The following is a 25492-nucleotide window of genomic DNA, read 5'->3' as shown; positions in this document are numbered from 1 at the left end:
GGTTCCACTCGCGCTATGGGCCGAGGAAGCTGGTAGACTCCGCGACCATCATGATCAGACTATCCAACCTCACTTTACAGCGTGGTCCGCAGCGCTTGCTAGACGGCGCCGACATGACCCTGCACGCCGGTCACAAGGCCGGCCTGATCGGCGCCAACGGCGCCGGAAAATCCAGCCTGTTCGCCTTGCTGCGCGGTGAGCTGTCGCCCGATGGCGGCGATTGCCTGCTGCCTGGCGACTGGCGCATCGCCCACATGCGTCAGGAGGTCGACACCCTCGACCGCCTGGCCGTGGACTATGTGCTCGACGGCGATGCGCGCCTGCGCAAGGTCCAGGCCGAACTGGCCGCGGCCGAGCAGGCGCACGATGGCACCGCCCTGGCGCGCCTGCACAGTGAGCTGGAAGGCGCCGACGGCTATACCGCCGATGCCCGCGCGCGCAAATTGCTGGCTGGGCTGGGCTTCACCAACGAGCAGATGGACCGCCGCGTCGGCGACTTTTCCGGCGGCTGGCGGATGCGCCTGAACCTGGCCCAGGCTCTGATGTGCCCGTCCGACCTGCTGCTGCTCGACGAGCCCACCAACCACCTGGACCTCGACGCCATCCTGTGGCTGGAAGACTGGCTCAAAGGCTACCCCGGCACACTGTTGCTGATCTCCCACGACCGTGACTTCCTCGACGCGGTGGTCGACCACGTGCTGCACGTCGAACAGCGCAAGCTGAACCTGTACAAGGGTGGTTACACCGCCTTCGAGCGCACCCGTGCCGAACGCCTGGCGCAGCAGCAGCAGGCCTACGAGAAGCAGCAGGCGCAGCGCGCGCACATGGAAAAGTACATCGCCCGTTTCAAGGCCCAGGCCACCAAGGCCCGCCAGGCACAAAGCCGGATCAAGGCCCTGGAGCGCATGGAGGAGCTGTCGGCGGCGCATGTCGACTCGCCGTTCGACTTCGTCTTCCGTGAGTCGCAGAAAATCTCCAGCCCGTTGCTGAGCATGTCCGAAGGCCGCCTGGGTTATGGCGACACGGCCATCCTCGACAAGGTCAAGCTGCAGCTCACCCCAGGTGCGCGCATTGGCCTGCTCGGGCCCAACGGCGCCGGCAAGTCGACCCTGATCAAGAACCTTGCGGGTGAGTTGGAGCCGTTGTCCGGCCGCCTGGTACGTGGCGAGAACCTGGCTGTTGGCTACTTTGCCCAGCACCAGCTGGACTCGCTGGACGACAAGGCCAGCCCGCTGCTGCACCTGCAGCGTATTGCCCCCACCGAGCGCGAACAGACCCTGCGCGACTTCCTCGGTGGCTTCGACTTCCATGGCGCTCGCACCGACGAGCCGGTTGTGAACTTTTCCGGTGGCGAAAAGGCCCGTCTGGCGCTGGCGCTGATTGCCTGGGAACGGCCAAACCTGCTGCTGCTCGATGAACCAACCAACCACCTTGACCTGGAAATGCGCCTGGCGCTGACCATGGCGTTGCAGGAGTTTGCCGGTGCCGTGGTGGTGGTGTCTCACGACCGTCACCTGCTCAAGAGCACGACCGACGACTTTTTGCTGGTGGCCGACGGCAAGGTCGAAACCTTCGACGGAGACCTGGACGACTACAGCCGCTGGCTGGTCGAGTACCGCCAGCGCAGTGCGCCGGTCAGTACCGCCCCGGTCAACCCGGACAAGACCGACAAGAAAGCCCAGCGTCAAGCTGCCGCGGCCTTGCGCCAGCAACTGGCACCGCACAAGAAGGCTGCCGACAAGCTGGAAACCGAGCTCAACCAGGTGCATGTGCAACTGGCCGAGATCGAGACCGCGCTGGGTGACGGTGGCCTCTACGAGGCGGCGCGCAAGGACGAGTTGCGTGACCTGCTGGCGCGCCAGACCAAGCTCAAGCAACGCGAAGGTGAGCTGGAAGAAGCCTGGATGGAAGCGCTGGAAACCCTCGAAAGCATGCAGGCCGAACTCGAGGCGCTGTCCTGATGGAGGAACTGCGTTCGCTGCTGCCAGGGCAATGGATGGACACGTTCTGGCTGGGCTTGCAGATTCTGTTGATCCTGGTCGCGGCTTTCGTCCTGCAGCGCATCGTTGCGCGTGGGTTGAGCCGCCTGGGCCAGCGTTACCCGCTGCCGCCAGAACTGCTGGTACCGGTGCGTGGTGGCCTGCGCTGGCTGATCATGGGCAGCGCGCTGCTGTTCGTGCTCGAGCGCCTGGGCGTTTCGGCGACCGTGCTGTGGACGGCGTTGTCCGGCTTTGTCGCGGTGGCGGCGGTGGCGTTCTTCGCCATGTGGAGCGTGCTGTCCAACCTGCTGTGCGCGGTGCTGATCTTCACGGTCGGGCCGTTTCGCATCGGTGATGTGGTCGAGCTGGTCGACACGCTGGACAAGCCGGGGGTGAAAGGCCGGGTGATCGCCATCAACCTGCTGTTTACCACCTTGCTGGAAATGCCCGATGCGGGCGGGGCGCTGGTGCAGGTGCCCAATAGCCAGTTCTTCCAGAAGTCGGTACGGCGTTGGCGCGGGGCTGAGGTGCAGGCCTTGCACAAAGAAACAGCTGCCGAAGCTGACTGAACCTGTACTGGCCCCTTCGCGGGCATGCCCGCTCCCACAGGTATCCCGCAGGGTCTGAAACTGCACTGTACTTGTGGGAGCGGGCGCGCCCGCGAAGAGGCCGGCACAGGCCCCAAAAATCCCTCAGAAATCGCTGGTTATTTTTTCACCAAAACCTTAGCTTAACGCTTTGCAACAAATGTTCGAGCGAGGTGTGTGATGTCGATGGAAGTATGGCTGGGCTTCTTTGCCGCCTGTTGGGTGATCAGCCTGTCACCCGGTGCCGGGGCGATTGCCTCGATGTCCAGCGGCCTGCAATACGGCTTCTGGCGTGGCTACTGGAACGCCCTGGGCCTGCAACTGGGCCTGATTGTGCAAATCGCCATCATTGCCGCCGGCGTCGGCGCCATCCTGGCCGCCTCGGCTACGGCCTTCCAGGTCATCAAATGGTTCGGCGTTGCCTACCTCGTCTACCTGGCCTACAAGCAATGGCGCGCCTTGCCGATGGACATGTCCGATGAGTCCGGTGTTCGCCCTATCGGCAAACCGCTGAGCCTGGTGTTCCGCGGGTTCCTGGTCAACGTCAGCAACCCCAAGGCGCTGGTGTTCATGCTGGCAGTGCTGCCGCAGTTCATCAATCCGCATGCACCGCTGTTGCCGCAGTATGTGGCGATCACTGTGACGATGATCAGCGTGGACATGCTGGTGATGGCGGGGTACACCGGGTTGGCTTCGCGGGTGTTGCGCCTGCTGCGTACGGCCAAGCAGCAGAAGCGCCTCAACCGGACTTTTGCCGGGTTGTTCATTGGTGCGGCCACTTTCCTGGCGACCCTGCGCCGCGCACCTCTCTGACAGACCGCTGGGGCCTGGTCCGGGCCCCAGCCCTATTTCTGCTTGTCTACCAACCCTGTCAGCAAGTCCACCGGCATCGGGAAGACAATGGTCGAGGTCCTGTCCCCCGCAATAGCCCCCAGCGTCTGCATATAGCGCAACTGCATTGCCCCCGGTTCCTTGCCCAGCATTTGCGCCGCCTGCATCAGCTTCTCTGACGCCTGCAACTCCCCCTCGGCATGGATCACCTTGGCCCGCCGTTCGCGTTCGGCTTCAGCCTGCCGGGCGATGGCGCGTACCATCGATTCGTTGAGGTCGACATGCTTGATCTCGACGTTGGCCACCTTGATGCCCCAGGCGTCGGTTTGCGCGTCCAGCACATGGCGAATGTCCCCGTTCAGTTGCTCACGTTCGGCCAGCAGCTCATCCAGTTCGTGCTTGCCCAGCACCGCACGCAGCGTGGTCTGGGCCAACTGGCTGGTCGCTACCAGAAAGTCCTCCACCTGGATTATCGCCTTTTGCGGGTCGAGCACGCGGAAGTAGAGCACCGCGTTGACCTTGACCGAGACGTTGTCGCGGGTGATTACATCCTGGGGTGGTACATCCAGCACCACCGTGCGCAGGTCGACCCGCACCATTTGCTGGATCACCGGGATCAACAGGATCAACCCCGGCCCCTTTACCTGCCAAAAGCGCCCCAGCTGAAACACCACTCCGCGCTCGTACTCGCGCAGGATGCGAAACGCCGACAGCAACAGCATCGCCAGCACGATCAGCACGGCACCAAAACCAACTTGCATGAACATGGTCATTCTCCTTGCACCGCAGGCGCGGCGGGGCTCACGTCCAGCATCACGCCATGGCGTGCGGTCACCCGCACGTTCTGACCAGCTTGCAGCGGCGTTGCGCACTGCACTTGCCATTGCTCGCCTTGGGCCAGCACGACGCCACGCAGCGGGTTGCCTGCCATCACCTGGGTGACGGGAACCAGGCTGCCGACAAGGCCGGCGTCACCGCTGACCAGTGCCCGTTGACGTGCCTTGAGGGCCATGCCCAGCACGCCGCCGATCAGCAGCGCCGAAAGCACTCCCAGGGTGCCTATCAAGGCCAGCGGGATGCCGAAACCGGGTGCATCGGTATCGATCAGGATCAGCGCGCCGACCACAAAGGCCACGATGCCGCCAAAACCGACCACGCCGAAACTGGGCAGAAAGGCTTCGGCGATCATGAAGGCGATACCCAGCACGATCAGCGCCACCCCGGCGAAGCTCACCGGTAACAGTTGTAGAGCGTAAAGTGCCAAGAGCAGGCAGATACCACCGACCACACCACCCACCGTAGACCCGGGGCTCATGAATTCGAACAGCAGCCCGTACACACCGATCATGATCAGAATAAGCGCCACGCTGGGGTTGGTGATGACCGCCAGTACCCGTGTGCGCCAATCCGGCAGGTGCTCCACCAGGCTGGCACTGGCGGTGTGCAGCTGGCGTGGCTGGCCAGCGACCACCAGCGTTTTGCCATCGAGCTTGCGCAGCAGGGCGGGCAGGTCATCGGCGACCTGGTCGATCACATTCAGCCGCAAGGCCTCGCTGGCAGGCAGGCTGACGGCCTCGCGCACGGCCTTCTCCGCCCAGTCAGCATTGCGCCCGCGCAGCTGCGCCAGGCCGCGAATATACGCAGTGGCGTCGTTAACCTGCTTGCGTGCCGGGGTTTCATCATCGCTGCCCTTGGCCTTGTCGTCTTTGGGCGCACCTGGGGGGCCGCCGATCTGCACCGGCATGGCAGCACCCAGGTTGGTCCCGGGGGCCATCGCGGCGACATGGCTGGCGTAGAGAATATAGGTGCCGGCGCTGGCAGCGCGGGCACCGCTCGGGGCGACGTAAGTGGCAACCGGCACGGGGCTGGCGAGAATCGCTTTGATCATCTGACGCATGGCGCTGTCCAGGCCACCGGGGGTGTCCATGCGGATCACCACCAGTTGCGCGCCCTGTGCCTGGGCCTGCCCGAGGCTGCGAATCAGGTAGTCGGCGCTGGCCGGCCCGATGGCATCATCGATGCCCAGCACCCACACTGCACCGGGCGCTGCCTGGCCACCTGGCGTGATGCCAAGCAGTAACAGCAGCAACAGCCAGCGCCAGCAGCGGGCGATCACCTGTCGTCACCTCGTTTGCCCCTATTACACAAGTTTAGCCCTGGTTGGCGTTACCCCGCCTAAAATTACAGATTGGGGGTGAAACCGGAGGTGCATCATGCGTATGGCAAAGACCCTGCAGGCCCGCCTGGACAAGGCCAACTGCGACTACGACATCATTCCCCATCCACACTCGGCCACCAGCCTTGAGTCGGCGCGCACGGCCGGCGTACCCGCCGAGCGGGTGGCCAAGTCGGTGATGCTCGATGACCGCCATGGCAACTACATCATGGCCGTGCTACCGGCCAACCGGCATCTGGACATGACCAAGGTGCGCATGTCCGGGGCCTGGCAACTGACCCGCGAAAGTGGCCTGCCGAGCCTGTTCGGCGACTGCGAGCGCGGCGCCGTGCCGGCCCTTGGCGACGCCTACCAGATAAAAATGTTGCTTGATCCGAGTCTTACACGCCAGGGCGATGTCTATCTGGAGGCGGGTGACCACGATCACCTGATCCACATGAGCATGGAGCAGTACATGAAATTGGTGCCGCACGCCGAAGTGCGCGAGCTGTGCTGATGCTCTCAACCTATACCAGTCTGGCGTCGTCGATGCCCAGACTGGTGCCCAGGAGGAACCATGGACAAGCCGATTCATCCATTTTCGGAAATTTTCAAACAATTGGGTCTTCCCGACGACCCGGTAGAAATCGATCGTTTCATCACCACCCATTCACCGCTCGATGAGGATGTGAAATTGGTGGACGCGCCATTCTGGAACGACTCTCAACGCGCTTTTCTCAAGGAAAGCTACACCGCCGACGCTGATTGGATACCCATGATCGACCAGCTGAACGAAGCGCTGCATCCCCGCAAAAAATAAAGCGCCGAGCGGCACCTGACGTGTGATTGGCCGTTGCTATGCTCAGGAAAACAATAAGGGGATAGCGCGATGAAAGATCCCTATGCACCAGGCTTCTGGTGCTCCGTGACGATCCTGGGCACCCTGACGGCCAGTTACTTCTATGGCATCAGGCAGACGCAACAGATGAACCAGGCGGTGCACTTCCTGTATGCGGCTGCGGCTGTCACCGTGGCGGTGGTATTGGTGGCGCTGACCTGGATCGCCTGGCAGCAGTTGCACCTGAACAAGCGCGAAGTGATTCAGGGGCGAACGTTGCTGACCATCTGGAACACCAAGGTGGCACTACGCCGCGTCGAGACGGTATTCGACCGCTATTTCTGGGGCAGCTACTGGCATTCCGGCCGCACGTTCGAAGAAGTCATGGGCGAGCTCAAGGGGACACCGCTGGAGCAGAGCCTTGATGCCTTGAAGCGCCAGTGCCGGGTGCTCGACCGTGAAATCCATGACCACCATCACCATTGGCTGGCCAATGCCCGCGACCTGTCCAGCGTGGCCCAGGCCATGGCCCGTGAACGCTACCAGCTGGACCTGGGCGAGCCCACCTGCAGTGGCCATGGCAATACTGCAGTGGTCAACCGTGACCTGGAAGTGCTGGTGTACACCTGGTCGGCACGCCTTCGCAGCTTCGACCATCAACTGGATGAGCTTGAGCGCGCCTACCATTGAGGGGCGTCATTCGCCGCGGATGTACTGCTCCAGTTGCCGAATCAGGCTGGCCTGTTCGGTGATGGTTTCCTTGACCAGGTCGCCGATGGACAGCAGGCCGAGCAGTTTGCCGTTGTCGACCACCGGCAGGTGACGCAGGTGACGGTCGGTCATCAGGTTCATGCAGAAATCGAGCTTCTGCTTTGGCTCCACGGTGACCACGGGTGCACTCATGATTTCGCGCACCGGGGTGGCGGCGGAAGAGCGGCCCTTGAGTACCAGTTTGCGCGCATAGTCCCGTTCACTGACGATACCCACCACCTGGTTGCCCTCGACCACGGGTAACGCACCGACGTTTTTCTCCGCCAGCATTTTCAGGGCGTCAAGCACCGAGTCATCCGGGCCGATGGTGTATACGGTCTGGTGCTGGGACTTGGTCTTGAGGATTTGTTCGACGGTCTTCATACGGGCCTCTGCGGGTGAAAAAAGCGCTGTCTCGGAGTAACTAAAGCATCCGGCACGGCGCTCTGCACGGCAATGCAGGAAACGGCATGGAGTCGATTGAAAAACGTCATGGGGGTCCGCCTGTGCCGGCCTTCGCGGCTAAAGCCGCGAAGGCCGGCCCTGCCTATCAAAGCTTCGGCATCTGCCCGATCCGCGCCACCATTTCGCTCACTACCTGCAGGTCCAGCATGAACTGCTCTACGGTCTTGAACTCATTGTCGTTGTGCCCGGTGTATTTCACATCCGGCATGGCAAGGCCGAACTGCACGCCGTTGGGCAGGTCGTGCACCGAGGTTGCACCGGCCGAGGTACCGAACTCATGCTTCATGCCCAGGTTCTCGCTGGCTACAGCCAGCAGGGCCTTGACCCACTCGCCTTCGGGGTTGCGGTACATCGGCTCATCCAGGCTGTAGTCGAATGCCACCGAGATATGGCTCTTATGGGTCCAGTTGCCCAGCTTGCCAACCAGCTCGTCCTTGATCGTGGCAATCGGCTTGCCCTTGGGAATGCGCAGGTTCACCGCCAGTTTCAGGCCTTTGTCATCCACCCCTACAAAGGTTGGCGATGCAGTCAGCGGGCCCATGAACGCGTCCTTGAACGCCACGCCCAGTTTGTTCCCCAGGTAGTCCAGGCCCCAGTTGTCAGCAGCGTAGCGGGCGGCGTCGGTGAAGTGGTTGTGCTTGAGCGGCACCTGCTGGCCGAGGCCATTGATGAAGTCGAGCATGCGCGCCACCGGGTTGACCCCGGACTCCGGTTCCGAGGAGTGGGCAGAAACACCGGTCACGGTGAGCAGTACCTGTTTGCCATCGGCCGTGGCGTCGATGCTGAAGTCGCCCCCATGCTGCTTCACATATTTGGCACCAGCCTGCTGCAGGTGTTTGGCCAGCTGTGCAGGGTTGTCGGCGTTCAGGGTGGCTACCGATGTGGTCGGGATCTGATTGGTGGCCAGGCCGCCGGTCAGGTTGACGATTTCAGCACCTTTGCCGCTGGCCTGGCGCTTGCTGAAGCTGGCCATGACCGTGCCGTAGCCTTTCTCGGCGATCACCACCGGGTAGCCGCCGTCCAGGGCCAGGTTGTAATCGGGGGTAGGGTTGCGTTCGAAGTAGTAGGGGATGGCATCACCGCTGGTTTCTTCGGTGGTGTCGATCAGCAGCTTGAACTGCCGGGCGAGTGGCAGGTTTTCGTCCTTGGCCACTTTCAACGCGTACATTGCCACCACAATGCCGTTCTTGTCGTCTTCGGTGCCGCGACCGTACATGCGGTCGCCCACCAGGGTGACTTTGAACGGGTCCAGGCGGGTGCCGTCGGCCAGCTTCCAGTTGTCCGGGTTGACCGGCACAACGTCGGCATGGGCATGTATACCGATCACTTCCTTGCCGCTGCCGAGCGAAATCTCGTACACCCGGTTGTCGATGTTGCGGAAGGCCAGGCCGAAGCTGTCGGCCAGGGCCTTGATCTTGTCGGCAATCTTGAGGAACTCGGGGTTCTCGTACTGCGGCGTACCCTCGATGTTGAAGGTGGGGATGGCTACCAGCTCGCGCAGGGTTTCGGTAGCGGCCTTGCCATACTTGATGCGGGTATACAGGCCGAGCAGGCGGTTGATTTCGTCTTGTTGCTCGGCGGCCAATGGCTTGTTGGCCAGGTAGGCATCGAGGGTTGCCTCAAGGTTGTCGGCCTTGGCTTGCTCGCTGCCTTTGAGCTTGTCGAGGAACTGCCTGAAGTCGCTTGGGTTGCTGCCGTCGAAGGCTTTGACGATGGCAGCGGACTGCTGTTGGGAGAGGTTGGCCTGGGCCGGCTGGGTGAACAGGCCGATGCTGGCCAGCAGCAGGGTGGTGGCGGTGAGTTTTTTCAGGTGCATGGTTGCGCGCATTCCTTCGCCAGTCATTGTCATGGGTTACCCGTCAGAAAACGGGAAGACGCCCACGCTAACACCAATGACCCGTGGCACGGGAGTACCAGAAACGCGACATGTCGCACAAACGAAAAAGCCCCGGGCCAAGGCCCAGGGCTTTTTTGATATGGCGCACTCGGCGGGATTCGAACCCACGACCCCTGCCTTCGGAGGGCAGTACTCTATCCAGCTGAGCTACGAGTGCAACGCGCACGCATGATACCCATCTGAATCGGTGGCGTCCATCGCCTTGATCTGTGGCCTTTTTTCCTCTGTTGCCAGCACCGACAACCAGGATTTCATCTATCCATATGCGAAATGAATATTTCCGCTAGCCGGTTTATGCCCACTATCCTCTGGTCACAACTTGTTATAACAAGTAACCGATCAGCGAAGAGATCCCATGGCCGAACTGCTCCCCCTGTCCCCGGTACCGCTCTACACCCAGCTCAAGGAACTGCTGCGCGAGCGCATCCTCGACGGCACTTATCCACCGCACAGCCGCATGCCGTCTGAAAGCGAGCTGGGCAAGGCTTTCGACGTCAGCCGCATCACCGTGCGCCAGGCGCTGGGCGACCTGCAGAAGGAAGGGTTGATCTTCAAGATCCACGGCAAAGGCACATTCGTCGCCAAGCCCAAGGCGTTCCAGAACGTCAGTACCCTGCAGGGCCTGGGTGAGTCGATGACGCAGATGGGCTACGAGGTGATCAACCGCCTGCGTAGCTTGCGCCATGTGCCGGCCAACGCTTTGGTGGCCGCCCGGCTGCAGGTCGAGGAGGGCAGCCTGGTGACCGAGATCCGCCGGGTGCGGCTGATCAACCGCGAGCCGGTATCGCTTGAACTGACCTGGCTGCCCAAGGCTGTCGGCGAAAAACTGGAGAAGGCCGACCTGGTCACCCGCGACATCTTCCTGTTGCTGGAAAACGACTGTGGCATCGCCCTTGGCCATGCCGACCTGGCCATCGATGCGGTGCTGGCCGACAGCGACCTGACTCAGGCCCTGGATGTTGAAGAAGGCTCCCCGATCATGCGCATCGAGCGCCTGACCCATGCTGCCGACGGCACGCCACTGGACTTCGAACACCTTTACTACCGCGGCGATGCCTTCCAGTACCGCCTGCGCATTGACCGTCAGAAGGGGGGCAAGGCATGAGCATCCAGACCCAGGACTACGACATCATCGTCATCGGTGGCGGCACCGCCGGGCCAATGGCGGCGATCAAGGCCAAGGAGCAGGACAAAAGCCTGCGCGTGCTGCTGCTGGACAAGGCCAACGTCAAGCGCAGCGGCGCGATCAGCATGGGCATGGACGGGCTGAACAACGCCATTATCCCCGGCCACGCCACCCCCGAGCAGTACACCAAGGAAATCACCGTAGCCAATGACGGTATCGTCAACCAGGCCACGGTGCATGCCTACGCTACCCACAGTTTTGAAACCATCGAGCAGCTCGACCGCTGGGGCGTGAAGTTCGAGAAGGACGAGACGGGCGACTACGCGGTGAAAAAGGTTCACCACATGGGCGCCTACGTGTTGCCCATGCCCGAAGGGCACGACATCAAGAAGGTGTTGTACCGCCAGCTCAAGCGTGCCCGGGTCGAGATCAGCAACCGTATGGTCTGCACCCGTGTGCTGCTCGATGGCGAAGGCGCCGCCGCGGGTGTGCTGGGCTTCGACTGCCGCAGCGGCGAGTTTCGCGTGGTGCGGGCCAAGGCGGTGATCCTGGCCTGTGGCGCCGCCGGGCGGCTGGGCCTGCCGTCGTCAGGCTATTTGATGGGTACCTACGAGAACCCGACCAACGCCGGCGACGGTTACGCCATGGCCTACCATGCAGGTGCCGAGCTGGCCAACCTCGAGTGCTTCCAGATCAACCCGCTGATCAAGGACTACAACGGCCCGGCCTGTGCCTACGTTACCGGTCCGCTGGGTGGGTACACCGCCAACAGCAAGGGTGAGCGCTTCATCGAGTGCGACTACTGGAGCGGCCAGATGATGTGGGAGTTCCACCAGGAGCTCGAAGGCGGCAATGGCCCGGTGTTCCTCAAGCTTGATCACCTGGCCGAAGAGACCATCCAGAATATCGAAGAGATCCTGCACAGCAACGAGCGCCCCAGCCGTGGCCAGTTCCACGCCGGGCGTGGCACCGACTATCGCCAGCACATGGTCGAAATGCACATCTCCGAAATCGGTTTTTGCTCCGGGCATTCGGCATCCGGCGTGTGGGTCAATGAAAAGGCCGAAACCAGCGTCAAAGGGTTGTATGCCGCAGGCGATATGGCTGCGGTGCCGCACAACTACATGCTCGGCGCCTTTACCTATGGCTGGTTCGCCGGCGTAAACGCCGCGCACTACGTGGCCGGGCGCGAACTCGCCGAGGTTGATGCCGCACAGGTGGAGCGCGAGCGCGCGCGGGTGTTTGCCCCGCTGCAGCGTGAGCATGGCCTGCCGCCCGCCCAGGTCGAGTACAAGCTCAGGCGCATGGTCAACGATTACCTGCAGCCGCCCAAGGTGACCAAGAAGATGGAAATTGGCCTGGCGCGCTTTGCCGAGATCGAGCGTGACCTTGAGCAGATGAAAGCCAGCAACCCTCATGAACTGATGCGTGCGATGGAAGTGTCAGTGATTCGCGACTGCGCCGAGATGGCGGCGCGCGCCTCGCTGTTCCGCGAGGAAAGTCGGTGGGGGTTGTACCACCACCGGGTGGATTTCCCTGAGCGCAACGATGGCGAGTGGTTTTGCCATTGCCACCTGAAAAAAGGTGAGAACGGTGAAATGACCAGTTTCAAGAAGGCTGTCGAACCCTACCTGATTGCCCTGGAAGCCGATGAGCAGACCGCTTATGACCGGTTGCGGGTGAAGGCTGATGCAGCGTGAATGGGGCTGCTTCACAGCCCAGTCGCCGGCAAGCCGGCTCCCACAGGTACTGCATCGGCGGTGAAGTCTGCACCCTCCTGTGGGAGCTGGCTTGCCGGCGATGAGGCCATCAGCCTCTGCAAAAAACAGAACGAGGGCCACAGGCCCCAAGGACTCCGTGAAATGGCCTACCAGCCGCAAGAAATCTTCTTTCGCAGCAGCGCCCCGGTCACCATCGACGAAGACAAATGCATCGCCGAAAAAGGCTGCACCGTGTGCGTCGAGGTTTGCCCCATGGACCTGCTGGCGATCAACCCAGCCACGCAAAAGGCCTACATGGCCTTCGATGAATGCTGGTACTGCATGCCCTGCGAGAAGGATTGCCCCACTGGCGCGGTGAAGGTCGACATTCCGTACCTGCTCCGCTGATTCATCCTGCCATCCGGTCAACCCCCGGACGCCCTCCTGCTGTGCCCCTCGTTTCCCACCACCCAAGCCGGGGGCGGAGACGACGCCAACTCTTATAACGATTCGAGGGGAAATACCCATGCGCCTTGCAGCAACCGTGGCCGGCCTCGCGCTGGCGCTCACTGGCCTGAACGCCAGCGCCGAAACCATCCGCATCGCGATCGGCACCCAGGACACCACCATCAACTGCGCCACCGGCGGCCTGCTGATACGTGAGCTGGGCCTGCTGGACAAGTACCTGCCGCACGACGGCAAGTATAAGGATGCCACCTACCAGATCGAATGGAAGAACTTCACCAGCGGTGCGCCGCTGACCAACGAAATGGTCGCCGGCAAACTCGACTTCGGCGCCATGGCCGACTTCCCGGGGTCGTTCAACGGCGTTGCCCACCTGGATGCCGGCAAGCGCAGCCTGTTCATCAGTGTGCTGTCAGGCAGCGTGCATGGCAGCGGCAACGGCATCGTCGTGCCCGCCGCGTCCAGCGTGCAGTCGCTGGCGGAGCTCAAGGGCAAGACCATTTCGGTGCCGTTTGCTTCCACTGCCCACGGCATGCTGTTGCGCGCCGTCGCAGCCCAGGGTTGGGACCCGCAGAAGGATGTGCGGATCATCGCCCAGGCGCCGGAGATCGCCGGTTCCGCCCTGCGCAGCAACCGCATCGAGGCCCACGCCGACTTTGTGCCGTTCGCCGAGCTGTTCCCCAACCGGGGTTTTGCCCGCAAGATCTATGACGGCGCCCAGGCCAACGCACCGACGTTCCATGGTGCCCTGGTCGATGCCGACTACGCGAAGAAGTACCCGGAAGTGGTCACCGCCTACCTGCGCGCCAGCCTTGAAGCCGACCGCTTGATAGCTGCGGAGCCTGAAAAGTACAGCGAATTGATCGAGAAGGTCACGGGGATCGAAGCCGAGGTCAATTACCTGTTCCATGGCCCGCTCGGCCTGCAGACCCGCGACCTGACCTGGAAGCCTGAATATCGCCAGGCAGTCGCAACGTCCATCGATACGCTCAAACTGCTGAAAAAGACCGACCGTGGTCTGGACACCGACAAGTTCATCGACGACCAGTACATCCGCGGGGCCTTCAAGGAAGCTGGGCTGGATTACGACAAGGCGCTGAAGAACTACGACCCGTTACCGCTCAAAGCCAATGATGCGCTGACCGGCAAGCCGATCACCGATTTCAGCCGCCTGGCACAGGTCTGGGTGCGTGGTGAAGACAAGGTACGCCACTACGCGTCGCCAGAAGCGGCCCTGGGCGCCCTGGCCCAACTGGAGCAGGAAGGCAAGGACATCCGCGCCATCTACGCCCAGGCCGCCGACAGCGGGATCAAGTTGCTGGCCAACCAGGCCTGGTTCGTGCGCAACGGCGACGGCGAACTGGCGGCGTTCCTGCTCAAGGACCAAGCCGAGCAGTACGCCAAGGCCCATGGTGGCGAGGCGCTGGACTTCGTCAGTGCCAACCAGAAGCTGGTCGCCCAGCGCTGACCGGGAGCCACCGACATGACCCGCAACCTCAAGCGCTGGCCGCTGCGCCTGGCTTCGCTGCTGGCCTGCCTGCTGTTCTGGCAACTGGCGGCAAGCGTGAAGCTGGACGTCGGTCTGCTGACGTTCACCTATGTCCCCACACCCAAGGCGGTGCTGGAAGCTGCCTGGCAATTGCTGACCTCCAGCACGCTGCTGGCGCACCTGGGTAGCAGCCTGTCGCGGGTATTTGCCGGTTATGCCACTGCGGCGCTGACTGGCGTGGCCCTGGGGTTGCTGATCGGCCGCTCGAAATGGGCTGAAGACACCCTGCTGCCGCCGCTGGAAGTGCTACGGCCGATTCCGGCGGTGGCGTGGATTCCGCTGGCGATCCTGATGTTCCCGTCGTCGGAACTGTCGATGGTGTTCATCACGTTCACCGGCGCGTTGTTCCCCATCCTGCTCAATACCGTGCACGGCGTGGAGGCAGTCGACCCGCGGCTGGTGGCATCGGCGCGCAGCCTCGGTGCCGGGCGCTGGGCGATCCTGCGCGAAGTGGTATTGCCTGGGGCGTTGCCCAGTATCGTCACAGGCCTGGCCATCGGCATGGGGACTTCATGGTTCTGTCTGGTCACTGCCGAGATGATTTCCGGGCAGTTCGGCATCGGCTACTACACCTGGGAGTCCTACACCTTGCAAAACTACCCGGACATCATCGTCGGCATGCTGCTGATCGGCGTGCTGGGCATGGGTAGCAGTGCCCTGGTCAAGCGCATCGGCGAGCTGGCCACGCCCTGGTACCGCACTCGGAGGGCCGGGTGATGAACAGCTTTCAACTTGCGCCAGGGCGTATCGAAGGGCATGGCCTGTCGATACACCTGGGGCACGGCAGCGACGCGTTCGAGGCGGTGCAGCGCTTGGACTTTGCCGTAGAGCCTGGCGAGTTTGTCTGCATCCTCGGCCCCTCTGGTTGTGGCAAGTCAACGTTGCTCGGCGCCTTGGCCGGGCACCTGGTGCCCAGCGGCGGCCAGTTGAAGGTGGACGGCCAGCCCGTTTCCGGTCCGTCGCCGCAGCGTGGCATGGTATTCCAGCATCACACCTTGCTGCCTTGGCGAAGCGTGCTCGACAACGTGGCCTTCGGCCTGAAGATGCAGGGCCTGGGCCGGGCCGAACGTCACCGGCAAGCACGCGAAATGTTGCAACTGGTAGGGCTGGCCGACTTTGCCGGGCGCTGGCCCAGCCAGCTGTCAGGCGGTATGCAGCAACGGGCCGAAATTGCCCGGGTGCTGATCAACCGCCCGGGGCTATTGCTGATGGATGAACCCTTCGGCGCCCTGGATGCGCAAACCCGTGCACGCATGCAGGAGCTGTTGCTGGATATCTGGGCAAGCATCCGTACCACCGTGGTGTTCGTCACCCACGATATCGACGAAGCGCTGTTCCTGGCCGACCGTATTCTGGTGATGAGCCCGCGCCCCGGTCGCTTTATCGAAGACATGCGCCTGGACTTTGCGCGGCCACGCCGCACCCGCCTGCTGACCACCCCTGAATTCACCCACCTCAAGCGTCACTGCCTGGCGTTGCTGCGCCACGAGGAAGGCCGCGAACTGCCGCGCCTGACCCCGTTGGGCCTGCCTGCCACCGACCACCCACCGCTACGGATCGCGCTATGACTGACCGAACGACCGACAACCCCGACATCCTTGCCCTGTTGCCTCGCCTTGATGCCACCGACGCTGGCGTGCGCCGCATCGCCCTGATCGAGCTGGCCGACCTGGAAGACCCGGATGGCTTGCCTTGGCTCACCGATGCCCTGCTGGTGGACGCCGCCGACGAGGTGCGTGCCGAGGCCGCGCGCCTGCTTGAGGCCTGGGAAGAACCCGAAGTTGTGCAAGCCCTGTGCGCTGCGCTGGCCGATGTCGCCGAGCCGGTACGGCTGGCAGCAGCGCAGAGCCTCAGCGAACTCAAGAGCCTTGAAGCCGGTCAGCTGATCCTGCCTTGGGTCAAGCACGCCGATGCCTTCGTCCGCGCCAGTGCCTTGCGAGCCTTGCGCGAGCTGCGCCTGGAGGATGCTGCCGAACCAGCGCTGCTGGCGCTGGCCGATGACGATGCGGCCGTGCGGCGTGAGGCAGTGGGCATTCTTGGCTGGCTCAAGCACCAGCCGGCGTTGCTGGCGCTGGCAGGGCTCGCCCAGGCCGAGCCGGACACCGAGGTGCGCCGTGCGGCCATCGGCGCGCTGGGCCTTGCCCGGGACAACTCGGTGTTGCCTGCGCTGGTGACGGCATTGGCTGACCAGGCCTGGCAAGTGCGCGAGGAAGCCGCCACCACGTTAGGCAAAGTCGGTCAGGACCAAGCAGGCCCGGCGCTGGTGGATGCCCTTGCCGACGACTTCTGGCAGGTCCGCCTGCGGGCAGCGCGCTCACTGGGTCGGCTGCGCTATGCCGCTGCACTGGACGCGCTTGGCTTATTGCTGGGCCATGGCATTGCCAACTTGCGCAAGGAGGCAGCGCTGGCGCTGGGCGAGCTGGGCCAGGCGCGTGCCTTGCCGGTGCTGCAGGCCGCCGAGGCTGACAGCGACCCCGAGGTGCGCAAGGCTGTACGGATTGCCCTGGCGCAATTGCGCGGGGCTGCCTGATGAACGCCCCGCAAGCCATTCGCAACTTGCGCGGGCCAGGGCAGCTGCTGCTGCAATGGGAAGACGGCGAGCACAGCCTCAGCCATACCCGTTTGCGCGGTGCTTGCCCTTGCTCACAATGCCGTGCGGCGCGGCTGGCGGGGGGGATCAGCCTGGTGCGCGACGATGTGCGGGTGGAGCGGATTACCTCGCAGGGATATGGCGTGCAGCTGGTGTTCAGCGATGGGCATGAGCGCGGGATCTACCCTTGGGCTTACTTGCGTGACCTAGTCAGCAAGGGAGGCTGATCCCTCAGGCTACCGCATCCCCTATAGGAGCAGCCTTGTATCTGCCCTGAAATTGTCGCCGGTCATTCACAATGCAATCAGCTCCGGCCGCAGCCCTTCCACCCGTCGCCCCGGCGGTGGCAGGTAACCGCCATCCCCGGTGATCTGGTGCAGCACCTTTTCGCGCAGCCCATGCAGTGCCACACCCGTACGTAACCGCGGGTGTGGCAGGTCTATCTCGACCACCGATTTGATCCTGCCCGGGCGTGGCTCCAGCACCACAACCCGATCAGCCAGGTATGTTGCCTCCTCGGCATCGTGGGTCACCAGCAAAGTTGTGATACCTGCTCGTTCGCGAATGGCCAGCAGCTCGTCTTGCAGTTGCTGGCGGGTCAGAGCATCCAGGGCGCCGAACGGCTCGTCGAGCAGCAGGATACGCGGGCTGGCCACAAGGCCACGGGCGATCGCCACGCGCTGCGCCATGCCGCCCGATAGCTGGTGTGGATAGGCCGACTCGAAGCCGACCAGTCCCACCAGTTGCACGAATTCATGCACCCGCCTGGCGCGTTCACCCTGGGTGAGCGACTCGTTGACCAGCCCCAAGGCAATGTTCTGTTCCACGTTCAACCACGGGAACAGCCGGTGCTCCTGGAACACGATGCCGCGTTCGCCACCAATGCCGCTGACCGCTTGGCCGTCGACACGGATGCTGCCGCTGTATTCGGTATCAAGCCCCACCAGCAAGCGCAGCAAGGTGGATTTGCCACAACCGGATGCGCCGACGATGGCAATGAACTCACCTTCGTTGATCGACAGGTTGAAGTTGCGGATAGCTTCGAACGGCTGGCCGTCCACGCTGAACACCTTGCCGACCCCCTCGAAGCTGACCAGAGGCGGGGTGCTGTTGGGCTGGTTGGCCGCCTGCAGGTGGGCCGTGTTGAATGCGTTCATGCGGTTCTCCAGCGCGTAGCGCGCGATTCGAGGCGTTGTCCAAGGGTGCCGAGCAGGGCGCCGACCAGGCCGATCAGGACCATGGCAGCCATCACCTGGTCCATGCGGAACAGTTGCTGGGCACCGATCATCAGGCTGGCGATGCCGCCGTCCGACGGCATGAAGTATTCCGCGCCGATGGTGCCCAGCCAGGCGTAGATCAGCGACAGGCGCAGGCCGGCGAAAATCGCCGGTGCCGCGCCGGGCAGCACCAGCAGGCGCAGGCGCTGCCACAGGTTCAGGCGCAGGGTGCGGGCCGCTTCGCCCAGCTGTGGCGACAGGCTGGCGATACCGCGCTGGGTAGCGATCAGCAGCGGGAAGAAGGCGGCCAGGCCAACGAACACAAGCTTGGCCCCTTCACCCAGCCCGAACCACGCAGTGAGCAAAGGCACCCAAGCAAACAGCGCCACCTGGCGCAAGGCCGACAGGCTCGGGCCGAAGAGGCGTTCGGCTGTGTTGGAGAGCCCCAGCAGCAATCCGGCCAGCAAGCCCGCGGCGCCGCCCAGCAACAGGCCGCTCAGGGTGCGTTGCAGGCTCAGCAACAAGGCTTGCGGCAGCGACCCATCGGCCAGGCCGACGAGCAGCGTGCGCACTACTTCCAATGGCGAGGTGAGGATGTTCGGGTCAACCCAGCCGAAGCTGTTGCTGGCCTGCCACAGCACCAATATCCCCAGTGGCAGCAGCAGGCTTTGCCAGCCGCGCGGTAGAGGCCCGCGCTGCTGCTCGCCAGTGGCCGGTTGCGGCCAATACAGCAGGCGCTTTTCCAGCTCTGAGAAGCTGCGCTCCAGCGCGGCGCCGACCAGGCCGATCACCAGGATGCACAGCATCACCAGGTCGAGCATGAACAGCTGTCGCCCCCAAACCATGAGGTACCCGATCCCTTCGCTGGAGGCCAGCAACTCGACCGCCAACAGCGATGTCCAGCCAGTAGCCAGGGCCAGGCGCACGCCCGTGAGGAAGGCGGGCAGGGCAGCTGGCAGCAACAGGCGCAGGAACAGCAGGTGCTTTGGCAGGCGCAGAGCCGCAGCGGCCTCGCGCAGTTTTGGCTGGGCATCGCGTACACCCACCAGCGTGTGCAAGGTCACGGGGACCACCACGGCTTTTACCAGCACCACCAGCTTGAGCAGCTCGCCGATGCCGAAGAACAACATGAACAACGGAATCCAGGCCAGGGTGGGGACCTGGGCAAGCGCCACGAACGTCGGCAGTACCAGCGTCTGCGCCCGGCGCGAAGCACCCAGCCATACCCCCAGCAGCAGGCCGCTGGCAATGCCCGCCGCCAACCCCCAGAACAGCCGTTGCAGGCTTATCCACAGGTGCCCCCACAGCTCGCCGGAGCCAAACTCCAGTGCGCTTTGCCACACCAGTGCCGGTGCCGGCAGGATCTGCTCGCTCATCCAGTGCTGGCGGCTCGCCACCCCCCAAAGCAGTGCAATCATCACAGGCAACAACCAGGGAAGAACCCGTTTCCCAGAGCGTATGCGATCCCTGTGGGAGCGGCCTTGCGCCGCGAATGGGTCGCGTAGCGGCCCCCCCCGATTCCTGCTCAGCACTCCATTCATCGGCCATCTCTCGAAGCGTTGTTAGGTTATTCACTTATGGAATTAAAAAAACAATAAAGTGATCTTCAAGAGATAAGAGCATGCGTTCCCTGCATACGGAAGCCCTCTTGCGTTGCGTTTTCCTCATATTTTCCATGCGTTTTCCGCAAGCTCCCCGCAGCCCCGCATGTCGCCTGATTTATGCCTTCCAGTTACTGAAAGATGAAGTTTTGATCTTTGTAGGTTCTAACCAGACCTGCCTAGCTTCTGGCCAAAGCGCCGGCCATCGCCGGTGGCAGCCTGCCAAGGAGCCTTGCCATGAAAACCCCGTTGCGCCACCTGATTACCGCCCTTGGGCTGGCTTTCACCCTCGGTGCCCACGCGGCTGAACCCGCCAAGCCAGAAAGCATTCGCATCGCCGTGCCCGACCTCAGTGCCGGCAGCAAGCCCAGCGCCGGTGGCGTGGTCGATGTGCTGCGTGACCAGCAGCTACTGGAGAAGGCATTTGCCAAGGACGGCATCCGCATCGACTGGCACTTCTTCAAGGGCGCCGGGCCCGTGGTGAACGAGGCGTTGGCAAACGGCCAGGCTGACTTCGCCTATCTGGGCGACCTGGCCGCGATCGTCGGCAAGGCCAATGGCCTGGACACCCGCGTGCTGTCGGCTGGCGTGCGTGGGGTCAAGAGCTACCTGGGCGTGGTGCCCGGCTCTGGCATCAAGACCCTGCAAGACCTCAAGGGCAAGCGCGTGGCGGTGTTCCGCGGCACAGCCAACCAGCTGTCGTTCGCCAGCGCCCTGGCCAGCCAGGGGCTTTCCGAGCGTGAGCTGAAAGTGATCAACCTGGATTTAAACGCCGCCAATGCTGCGCTGGCCGCCAAACAGATCGACGCCACCTGGGGTTTGTCGAACCTGCTGTCTTTGCGAGAGCGCGGGCTGGTCGAGCTCCCGGTCAATTCGCGTGACCTGGAAGGGGCCGGCAGCACTCAGGCGGTGCTGCTGGGCACCGGCGATTTCATCCGTAAATACCCCGAGCTGGTCCAGCGCCTGATCAATGCCCAGCAGCAAGCCAGTGCCTGGCTGCGCGATGAACACAACCGCCAGGCCTATATCGATCTGGTGGCCAGCAACGCCAACTGGCCGCGCAACATCCTCAGCGATGACCTGGCCAAGGAAGACCTTGCCCATTACTTCGATCCACGCCTGGACGCTGACTTCGTAGGCCAGCTGCAGCAGGGCGTAGACCTGGCCGCCAAGGAGCGCCTGATCCGCCGTGGCTTCCAGGTAGCCGACTGGGTCGAGCCACGCTTCCTCGATGCGGCGCTGCAACAGGAACAGCCCGTGCAGGCCGCCCGTTGAACCTTCAAAAAACCCGACAATGACCGCAAGGACCATGACCATGAGCAATGCCGCCCTGGCCACCGCGCCACAAGCCCTTGAACTCGACATTCACCCGGTTGCCGGCCGTATCGGCGCGGAAATTCGCGGGGTCAGGCTGTCCGCCGACCTCGATGCCGCCACCATCGAGGCCATCCAGGCTGCACTGGTGCAGCACAAGGTGATCTTCTTCCGTGATCAGACCCACCTGGATGACCAAAGCCAGGAAGGCTTTGCCAAACGGCTTGGCGAGCCGGTAGCCCACCCCACCGTGCCGGTGGTGGATGGCACCAGCTACCTGCTGCAACTCGATGGCGCCGAAGGCCAGCGGGCCAACTCCTGGCACACCGACGTGACGTTCGTCGACGCCTACCCCAAGGCTTCGATCCTGCGTAGCGTGGTAGCGCCGGCTTCGGGTGGCGATACCGTTTGGGCCAACACGGCTGCGGCTTATCAGGAGCTGCCCGAGCCGCTGCGCGAACTGGCCGACAAGCTGTGGGCGGTGCACAGCAACGAATACGACTACGCCAGCATCAAGCCCGACGTGGACCCGGCCAAGCTGGAGCGCTACCGCAAGGTGTTCACCTCCACGGTGTACGAAACCGAACACCCGGTGGTGCGCGTACACCCGATCAGCGGAGAGCGGGCGCTGCAACTGGGGCATTTCGTGAAACGCATCAAAGGCTATTCGCTGGCGGATTCGCAGCACCTGTTTGCTGTGCTGCAAGGGCATGTGACGCGCCTGGAGAACACTGTGCGCTGGCGCTGGCAGGCGGGGGATGTGGCGATCTGGGATAACCGCGCGACGCAGCATTATGCGGTGGATGACTACGGGACCCAGCCACGGGTGGTACGGCGTGTGACCTTGGCGGGAGAGGTGCCGGTGGGCGTGGATGGCCAATTGAGCCGGACTACCCGCAAGGGCTGAGCCCAGTAGAGAACCCTGTGTAGGAGCAGCACAAGGCTGCTCCTACATCTGGCTTCGCACGCCTTCACATTTCGGTATCACAGGCAATCAACTGCCTGACCAGCCCCTGCGCCAACGGCGACAAGCCATACCCCACCCGGCTTACCACCCCATAGCGGGTATGGCACGCCTCTTCCTGCTCCGGTGTCAGGTCAGCCAGCTTCAACTGCACCAGCCCGCCCTCGCGTTGATACGGCCGCAAATTGGCATTGCAGGCAATGCCGATGGTGTCCGAATGCATCACCACATTCAGCAACGCATACCCGTGCTCGCACTCCACCGCTGGCAAGAAGTCCTGGCGCCCGCTGAGGTCGCTGAGGATCTTGCGGATGTTCGGCGGGCGGAAGGTAGTGGCCATCGGGTAGTCGAACAGGTCGCGTGCCTGCACGGCCTCCTGCTCGGTCAGAGGGTGCCCGGCGCGGCAGCAGAAATGCCAGCGTTGTGGCGTCAGCTTGTGCACCTGATAGTCCGGGTCGGACTCGAACTGGCGCGTGTCGGCGACAAAGAACTCGATCTCTTCGGCAACCAGCTTGCGGTTCAGCGCCTGCCAGTTGTCCACCTGGAAGCAGGTGCGCGCCGCCGGGTACTCGGCCACGAAGCGCGCCACCGCCCGCGGCACCAGGCCACCGGCTGGCGCAGGGCCGGAGCCAAAGCGCACCACCCCGGTCGTGGCGCCGTTGAACTGGTGGATCTCATTGACCAGATTGTGCGCCCCATGCACCAGCCGCCGCGAATGCTCCAGCACCAGCAAGCCTTGGCGGGTGGGCGCCAGTTCTTTGCTGGCGCGGTCGACCAGGCGGCAGCCGATGTTGTGCTCCAGGGTCTGGATACTGCGGCTGAAGGCCGATTGCGACAGGTTCACCGCCGCCGCAGCGGCCACGAAACTGCGGTGCTCGACAAGGGCGATGTAGTGGCGCAGCTGACGCAGATCGATATGCATTTTCTACATTAAAACCTTCGGTCAAATGCAATTGCTGACAAGGGTGAGTCCCCTTATAAAGGGTGTTACTTATTCCACTAAATATGAATTACAAATATTTATATCACTTAAAAGAATATAAGCCCGACTGACCGCGATTCGGTTCCGCCAACGGAAATGCTCGCCAGGGCCCACGCCTCAAGGAGCATTTGCATGTCCGGACTTTCTCGTTGGCCTGCGCGCGCGTCGCGTTTCACCTTGCAACCCTTGGCCGCCGGCGTGCTACTGGCGGCGTCCTCTGGCAGCTTCGCCGAAGAGCCGGTCAGCGCCACCCCGGCGGTGGAGCAGGAGGCCAAGCTCGGCACCGTCACGGTCAATGCCCGCCGCCGCGAAGAAACCGCGCAAAGCGTGCCCACGCCGATCAGCGTGCTGGACAGCGAAACCCTGGAAACCCAGCGCATCTACCGCGTGCAGGATTTGCAACAACTGGTACCCAGCACCAACGTCGCCTACGTGCATGCCCGTCAGTCGAGCATCTCGATCCGTGGCCTGGGCAACAATCCGGCCAGTGATGGCCTGGAGGGCAGCGTCGGCATCTACCTGGACAACGTCTACCTCGGCCGCCCCGGCATGGCGGTATTCGACCTGCTGGATGTGGAGCAACTGGAAGTGCTGCGCGGCCCGCAGGGCACGCTATTCGGCAAGAACACTACGGCCGGCGTGCTCAACATCACTACGCGCAAGCCGACCTTCCACCGCGAAGGCAGCATCCAGCAGTCGATTGGCGAAGACGGCTATCTGCAAACCCAAGGCAGCTTCTCGGGGCCGATCAGCGAGACCCTGGCCGGGCGCATCAGTGCCTACCGCACCGAAGACGACGGCTATGTGAAGAACATCCACAACGGTGACGACCTCAACGGCGGCAAGCGCCAAGGCTTCCGCACACAATTGCTGTTCAAGCCCAGCGAAACATTCAACCTGCGCTGGATTGGCGAATACAACGAAGAAGACTCCAACAACGGCAGCCTCAGCCTGTACAGCACCGGCCCCACCATCAATGGCGTCAACCGCTACGAAAGCCTGGCCGCCCAGGCGGGCGCGACGCTGGTGTCGGGCAAGGATCGCAAGGTCAATTTCGACGCCGACCAGCAGGTGACGGTGTTCCAGGGCGGCACTTCGGTGGAGGCCAACTGGACCTTGCCCAATGATTTCACCCTGACTTCGATCACTGCCTACCGCTGGTGGGACTTCACCCCGCGCAACGACGATGGTCTTGACGTACCGGTGTTCTACAGCGCCGGGGTTTCGGTACGTGACAAGCAGTACTCGCAGGAAATCCGCCTGGCTTCGCCTACGGGTGGCGCCTTCGACTACGTGCTGGGTGCCTATTACTTCAAGCAGGACCTGGACAACAAATCCTTTACTTACTACGGGCCGCAGGCGGATGTCTGGAACCTCACACCGGCCGGTGCGCTGAACAACGTCAACAGCATTGGTGACGGGCACATCGATACCGACAGCTATGCGTTGTTCGCCCAGGGCACCTGGCATGTCACCGACCGCCTGGACTTCACCGCCGGCGTGCGCGGTACCTATGAAGAAAAGAGCGCCTGGGTGACCCGCGACGCACCTGACGGCGGCGCCGCTGTAACCGGGGCAGCTGCTGCCGCGCGCCAAGCCCGGATAGGGGCCTACGATTCGGGCGACCTCAACCAGTACAGCTTCAGCCCTTCCGGCCTGTTGGGCCTGAGCTACCGTTTCAACGAGCAGCTGCTGGGCTATGCCACCCTGACCCACGGTGAGAAGTCTGGTGGCGTCAACCTTACTGTTGGCGCTGCACCACGGCTGGGCACCGATTCGCTGCTGGTGGGTACCGAGCGGGTAAACAACGCCGAACTGGGCCTGAAAAGCACCCTGTTCGACGGTCGCCTGCAACTCAACAGCAACCTGTTCTGGGCCGAGGTGCATGGCTACCAGGCCAACGTTTACGACCAGATCAACCGCGTGCAGTACCTGGCCAACGCCGGCAGCGTGCGCTCGCGCGGCCTGGAGTTCGAAGCCACGGCGCTGCCGATCCGCGGCCTCACGGTCAACTTCAACGGCTCGTGGAACGACGTGCGCTACACCGAATACAAGGATGCCCCATGCCCGCCTGAGGTGAGCCTGGCCAATGCCACCGCCACCTGCGACCTGTCCGGCCACCAGGTGGTCGGCGCCTCCAAGTACATCGCCAACCTCAACACCCAGTACAAGTGGCAAGCCACCGAGCATGTCGAGCCTTACGTCACTGCCAGCTATGCCTTCCGCTCGAAGGCCGTGGGCACCATCGATGATTCCGATTTCGGCCAGATCCCCAGCTATGCGCTGGTCAACCTTTCCGCCGGTGTGCGCCTGGACCAGGGCGATGGCGTGGTCGACCTGTCGCTGTGGGTGAAAAACGCCGGCGACAAAACCTACTTCACCAGCCTGTGGAACTCCGCCAACGGTGGCTATGCCGGCGTGCTCGGCACCCCGCGCACCTTCGGCGCCACCGCCCGTTACGACTTCTGAGCACAAGGAGCTT

Annotated in this window: 24 protein-coding genes and 1 tRNA gene; 17 read left to right on the top strand and 8 right to left on the bottom strand. The window is 63.1% G+C overall.

The window, feature by feature from the left end; all coding sequences use genetic code 11:
* Nucleotides 1–50: 50 nt before the first annotated feature.
* The 3 genes from abc-f (at nucleotide 51) to LU684_RS11195 (ending at nucleotide 3379) form a co-directional block, all read left to right on the top strand.
* The gene (gene abc-f / locus LU684_RS11205; RefSeq protein WP_024717580.1) at nucleotides 51–1961 is read left to right on the top strand and encodes a ribosomal protection-like ABC-F family protein; all 1911 of its coding nucleotides are present in this window, start codon (nucleotides 51–53) and stop codon (nucleotides 1959–1961) included.
* Nucleotides 1961–2548: a mechanosensitive ion channel family protein gene (locus tag LU684_RS11200; RefSeq protein WP_016484352.1), complete on the top strand. Its 588-nt coding sequence runs from the start codon at nucleotides 1961–1963 to the stop codon at nucleotides 2546–2548. Before abc-f ends, LU684_RS11200 begins: the two co-directional genes overlap by 1 nt.
* A gap of 198 nt (nucleotides 2549–2746) precedes the next feature.
* A complete protein-coding gene (locus tag LU684_RS11195) occupies nucleotides 2747–3379 on the top strand; it encodes a LysE family transporter (RefSeq protein ID WP_232894646.1) in 633 nt (210 codons plus the stop codon).
* 32 nt (nucleotides 3380–3411) lie between these two features.
* Here LU684_RS11195 and LU684_RS11190 read toward each other — a convergent pair whose 3' ends face one another.
* Together LU684_RS11190 and LU684_RS11185 are read right to left on the bottom strand one after the other, a co-directional pair.
* Nucleotides 3412–4164, bottom strand: a complete 753-nt coding sequence (locus tag LU684_RS11190; protein WP_016484354.1) for a slipin family protein — start codon at nucleotides 4162–4164, stop codon at nucleotides 3412–3414.
* A 2-nt stretch (nucleotides 4165–4166) separates the two neighbouring features.
* Nucleotides 4167–5513 (bottom strand): NfeD family protein, encoded by a 1347-nt coding sequence (locus LU684_RS11185; protein ID WP_232894645.1) that lies wholly within the window; start codon nucleotides 5511–5513, stop codon nucleotides 4167–4169.
* A gap of 97 nt (nucleotides 5514–5610) precedes the next feature.
* On the opposite strand from LU684_RS11185, the gene LU684_RS11180 reads away from it, so the two are divergent.
* From LU684_RS11180 to LU684_RS11170, 3 genes are all read left to right on the top strand, one after another.
* Complete coding sequence (locus LU684_RS11180) at nucleotides 5611–6069, top strand: aminoacyl-tRNA deacylase (protein ID WP_016484356.1); 459 nt, start codon at nucleotides 5611–5613, stop codon at nucleotides 6067–6069.
* Between the two features lie 60 nt (nucleotides 6070–6129).
* On the top strand, nucleotides 6130–6372 hold the full coding sequence (locus tag LU684_RS11175) for a DUF2789 domain-containing protein (protein ID WP_016484357.1): 243 nt from the start codon (nucleotides 6130–6132) through the stop codon (nucleotides 6370–6372).
* Nucleotides 6373–6441: 69 nt separating this feature from the next.
* Nucleotides 6442–7080: a hypothetical protein gene (locus LU684_RS11170; RefSeq protein ID WP_023048232.1), complete on the top strand. Its 639-nt coding sequence runs from the start codon at nucleotides 6442–6444 to the stop codon at nucleotides 7078–7080.
* 6 nt (nucleotides 7081–7086) lie between these two features.
* Here LU684_RS11170 and LU684_RS11165 read toward each other — a convergent pair whose 3' ends face one another.
* The 3 genes from LU684_RS11165 to LU684_RS11155 form a co-directional block, all read right to left on the bottom strand.
* The gene (locus LU684_RS11165; RefSeq protein WP_016484359.1) at nucleotides 7087–7524 is read right to left on the bottom strand and encodes a CBS domain-containing protein; all 438 of its coding nucleotides are present in this window, start codon (nucleotides 7522–7524) and stop codon (nucleotides 7087–7089) included.
* Nucleotides 7525–7690: 166 nt separating this feature from the next.
* On the bottom strand, nucleotides 7691–9421 hold the full coding sequence (locus LU684_RS11160; RefSeq protein ID WP_016484360.1) for a dipeptidase: 1731 nt from the start codon (nucleotides 9419–9421) through the stop codon (nucleotides 7691–7693).
* 161 nt (nucleotides 9422–9582) lie between these two features.
* Nucleotides 9583–9659: transfer RNA gene (locus LU684_RS11155), tRNA-Arg, on the bottom strand.
* A 198-nt stretch (nucleotides 9660–9857) separates the two neighbouring features.
* Between LU684_RS11155 and LU684_RS11150 the strand changes: the two genes are divergently transcribed.
* The 8 genes from LU684_RS11150 (at nucleotide 9858) to LU684_RS11115 (ending at nucleotide 17159) form a co-directional block, all read left to right on the top strand.
* A complete protein-coding gene (locus tag LU684_RS11150) occupies nucleotides 9858–10607 on the top strand; it encodes a GntR family transcriptional regulator (protein WP_016484361.1) in 750 nt (249 codons plus the stop codon).
* Entirely contained in the window at nucleotides 10604–12328 is a 1725-nt protein-coding gene (locus LU684_RS11145; RefSeq protein ID WP_095116582.1) for a fumarate reductase/succinate dehydrogenase flavoprotein subunit, read from the top strand. The genes LU684_RS11150 and LU684_RS11145 overlap by 4 nt, the downstream gene beginning before the upstream one ends.
* Before the next feature lie 162 nt (nucleotides 12329–12490).
* The gene (locus LU684_RS11140) at nucleotides 12491–12736 is read left to right on the top strand and encodes a 4Fe-4S dicluster domain-containing protein (protein WP_008096634.1); all 246 of its coding nucleotides are present in this window, start codon (nucleotides 12491–12493) and stop codon (nucleotides 12734–12736) included.
* A gap of 118 nt (nucleotides 12737–12854) precedes the next feature.
* On the top strand, nucleotides 12855–14261 hold the full coding sequence (locus LU684_RS11135) for an ABC transporter substrate-binding protein (protein WP_060518101.1): 1407 nt from the start codon (nucleotides 12855–12857) through the stop codon (nucleotides 14259–14261).
* Between the two features lie 15 nt (nucleotides 14262–14276).
* Nucleotides 14277–15059, top strand: coding sequence for an ABC transporter permease (locus tag LU684_RS11130; protein ID WP_232894644.1), 783 nt, complete (start codon nucleotides 14277–14279; stop codon nucleotides 15057–15059).
* Nucleotides 15059–15910: an ABC transporter ATP-binding protein gene (locus tag LU684_RS11125; RefSeq protein ID WP_096425451.1), complete on the top strand. Its 852-nt coding sequence runs from the start codon at nucleotides 15059–15061 to the stop codon at nucleotides 15908–15910. Before LU684_RS11130 ends, LU684_RS11125 begins: the two co-directional genes overlap by 1 nt.
* On the top strand, nucleotides 15907–16872 hold the full coding sequence (locus LU684_RS11120) for a HEAT repeat domain-containing protein (protein WP_016484366.1): 966 nt from the start codon (nucleotides 15907–15909) through the stop codon (nucleotides 16870–16872). The genes LU684_RS11125 and LU684_RS11120 overlap by 4 nt, the downstream gene beginning before the upstream one ends.
* Nucleotides 16872–17159, top strand: a complete 288-nt coding sequence (locus LU684_RS11115; protein WP_016484367.1) for a DUF971 domain-containing protein — start codon at nucleotides 16872–16874, stop codon at nucleotides 17157–17159. Before LU684_RS11120 ends, LU684_RS11115 begins: the two co-directional genes overlap by 1 nt.
* Before the next feature lie 66 nt (nucleotides 17160–17225).
* Here LU684_RS11115 and LU684_RS11110 read toward each other — a convergent pair whose 3' ends face one another.
* Both LU684_RS11110 and LU684_RS11105 read right to left on the bottom strand, forming a co-directional pair.
* Nucleotides 17226–18089 carry an ABC transporter ATP-binding protein gene (locus LU684_RS11110; RefSeq protein WP_016484368.1) on the bottom strand — a complete coding sequence of 288 codons (864 nt, stop codon included), beginning with the start codon at nucleotides 18087–18089 and terminating at the stop codon, nucleotides 17226–17228.
* Complete coding sequence (locus LU684_RS11105) at nucleotides 18086–19690, bottom strand: ABC transporter permease (protein WP_269803281.1); 1605 nt, start codon at nucleotides 19688–19690, stop codon at nucleotides 18086–18088. Before LU684_RS11105 ends, LU684_RS11110 begins: the two co-directional genes overlap by 4 nt.
* A gap of 297 nt (nucleotides 19691–19987) precedes the next feature.
* On the opposite strand from LU684_RS11105, the gene LU684_RS11100 reads away from it, so the two are divergent.
* Complete coding sequence (locus LU684_RS11100) at nucleotides 19988–21025, top strand: ABC transporter substrate-binding protein (RefSeq protein ID WP_023048650.1); 1038 nt, start codon at nucleotides 19988–19990, stop codon at nucleotides 21023–21025.
* Nucleotides 21026–21065: 40 nt separating this feature from the next.
* On the top strand, nucleotides 21066–21971 hold the full coding sequence (locus tag LU684_RS11095; RefSeq protein ID WP_016484371.1) for a TauD/TfdA dioxygenase family protein: 906 nt from the start codon (nucleotides 21066–21068) through the stop codon (nucleotides 21969–21971).
* Nucleotides 21972–22035: 64 nt separating this feature from the next.
* Here LU684_RS11095 and LU684_RS11090 read toward each other — a convergent pair whose 3' ends face one another.
* Complete coding sequence (locus LU684_RS11090) at nucleotides 22036–22950, bottom strand: LysR family transcriptional regulator (RefSeq protein ID WP_016484372.1); 915 nt, start codon at nucleotides 22948–22950, stop codon at nucleotides 22036–22038.
* A 192-nt stretch (nucleotides 22951–23142) separates the two neighbouring features.
* On the opposite strand from LU684_RS11090, the gene LU684_RS11085 reads away from it, so the two are divergent.
* Nucleotides 23143–25479: a TonB-dependent receptor gene (locus LU684_RS11085; protein ID WP_232894642.1), complete on the top strand. Its 2337-nt coding sequence runs from the start codon at nucleotides 23143–23145 to the stop codon at nucleotides 25477–25479.
* Nucleotides 25480–25492: the final 13 nt, after the last annotated feature.

The sequence above is a fragment of the Pseudomonas sp. NMI542_15 genome, assembly GCF_021283425.1.
Classification (GTDB): domain Bacteria; phylum Pseudomonadota; class Gammaproteobacteria; order Pseudomonadales; family Pseudomonadaceae; genus Aquipseudomonas; species Aquipseudomonas fortuita.
The sequence above is the reverse complement of the archived record's forward strand: the minus strand, read 5'-3'. Positions and strand labels throughout refer to the sequence as shown.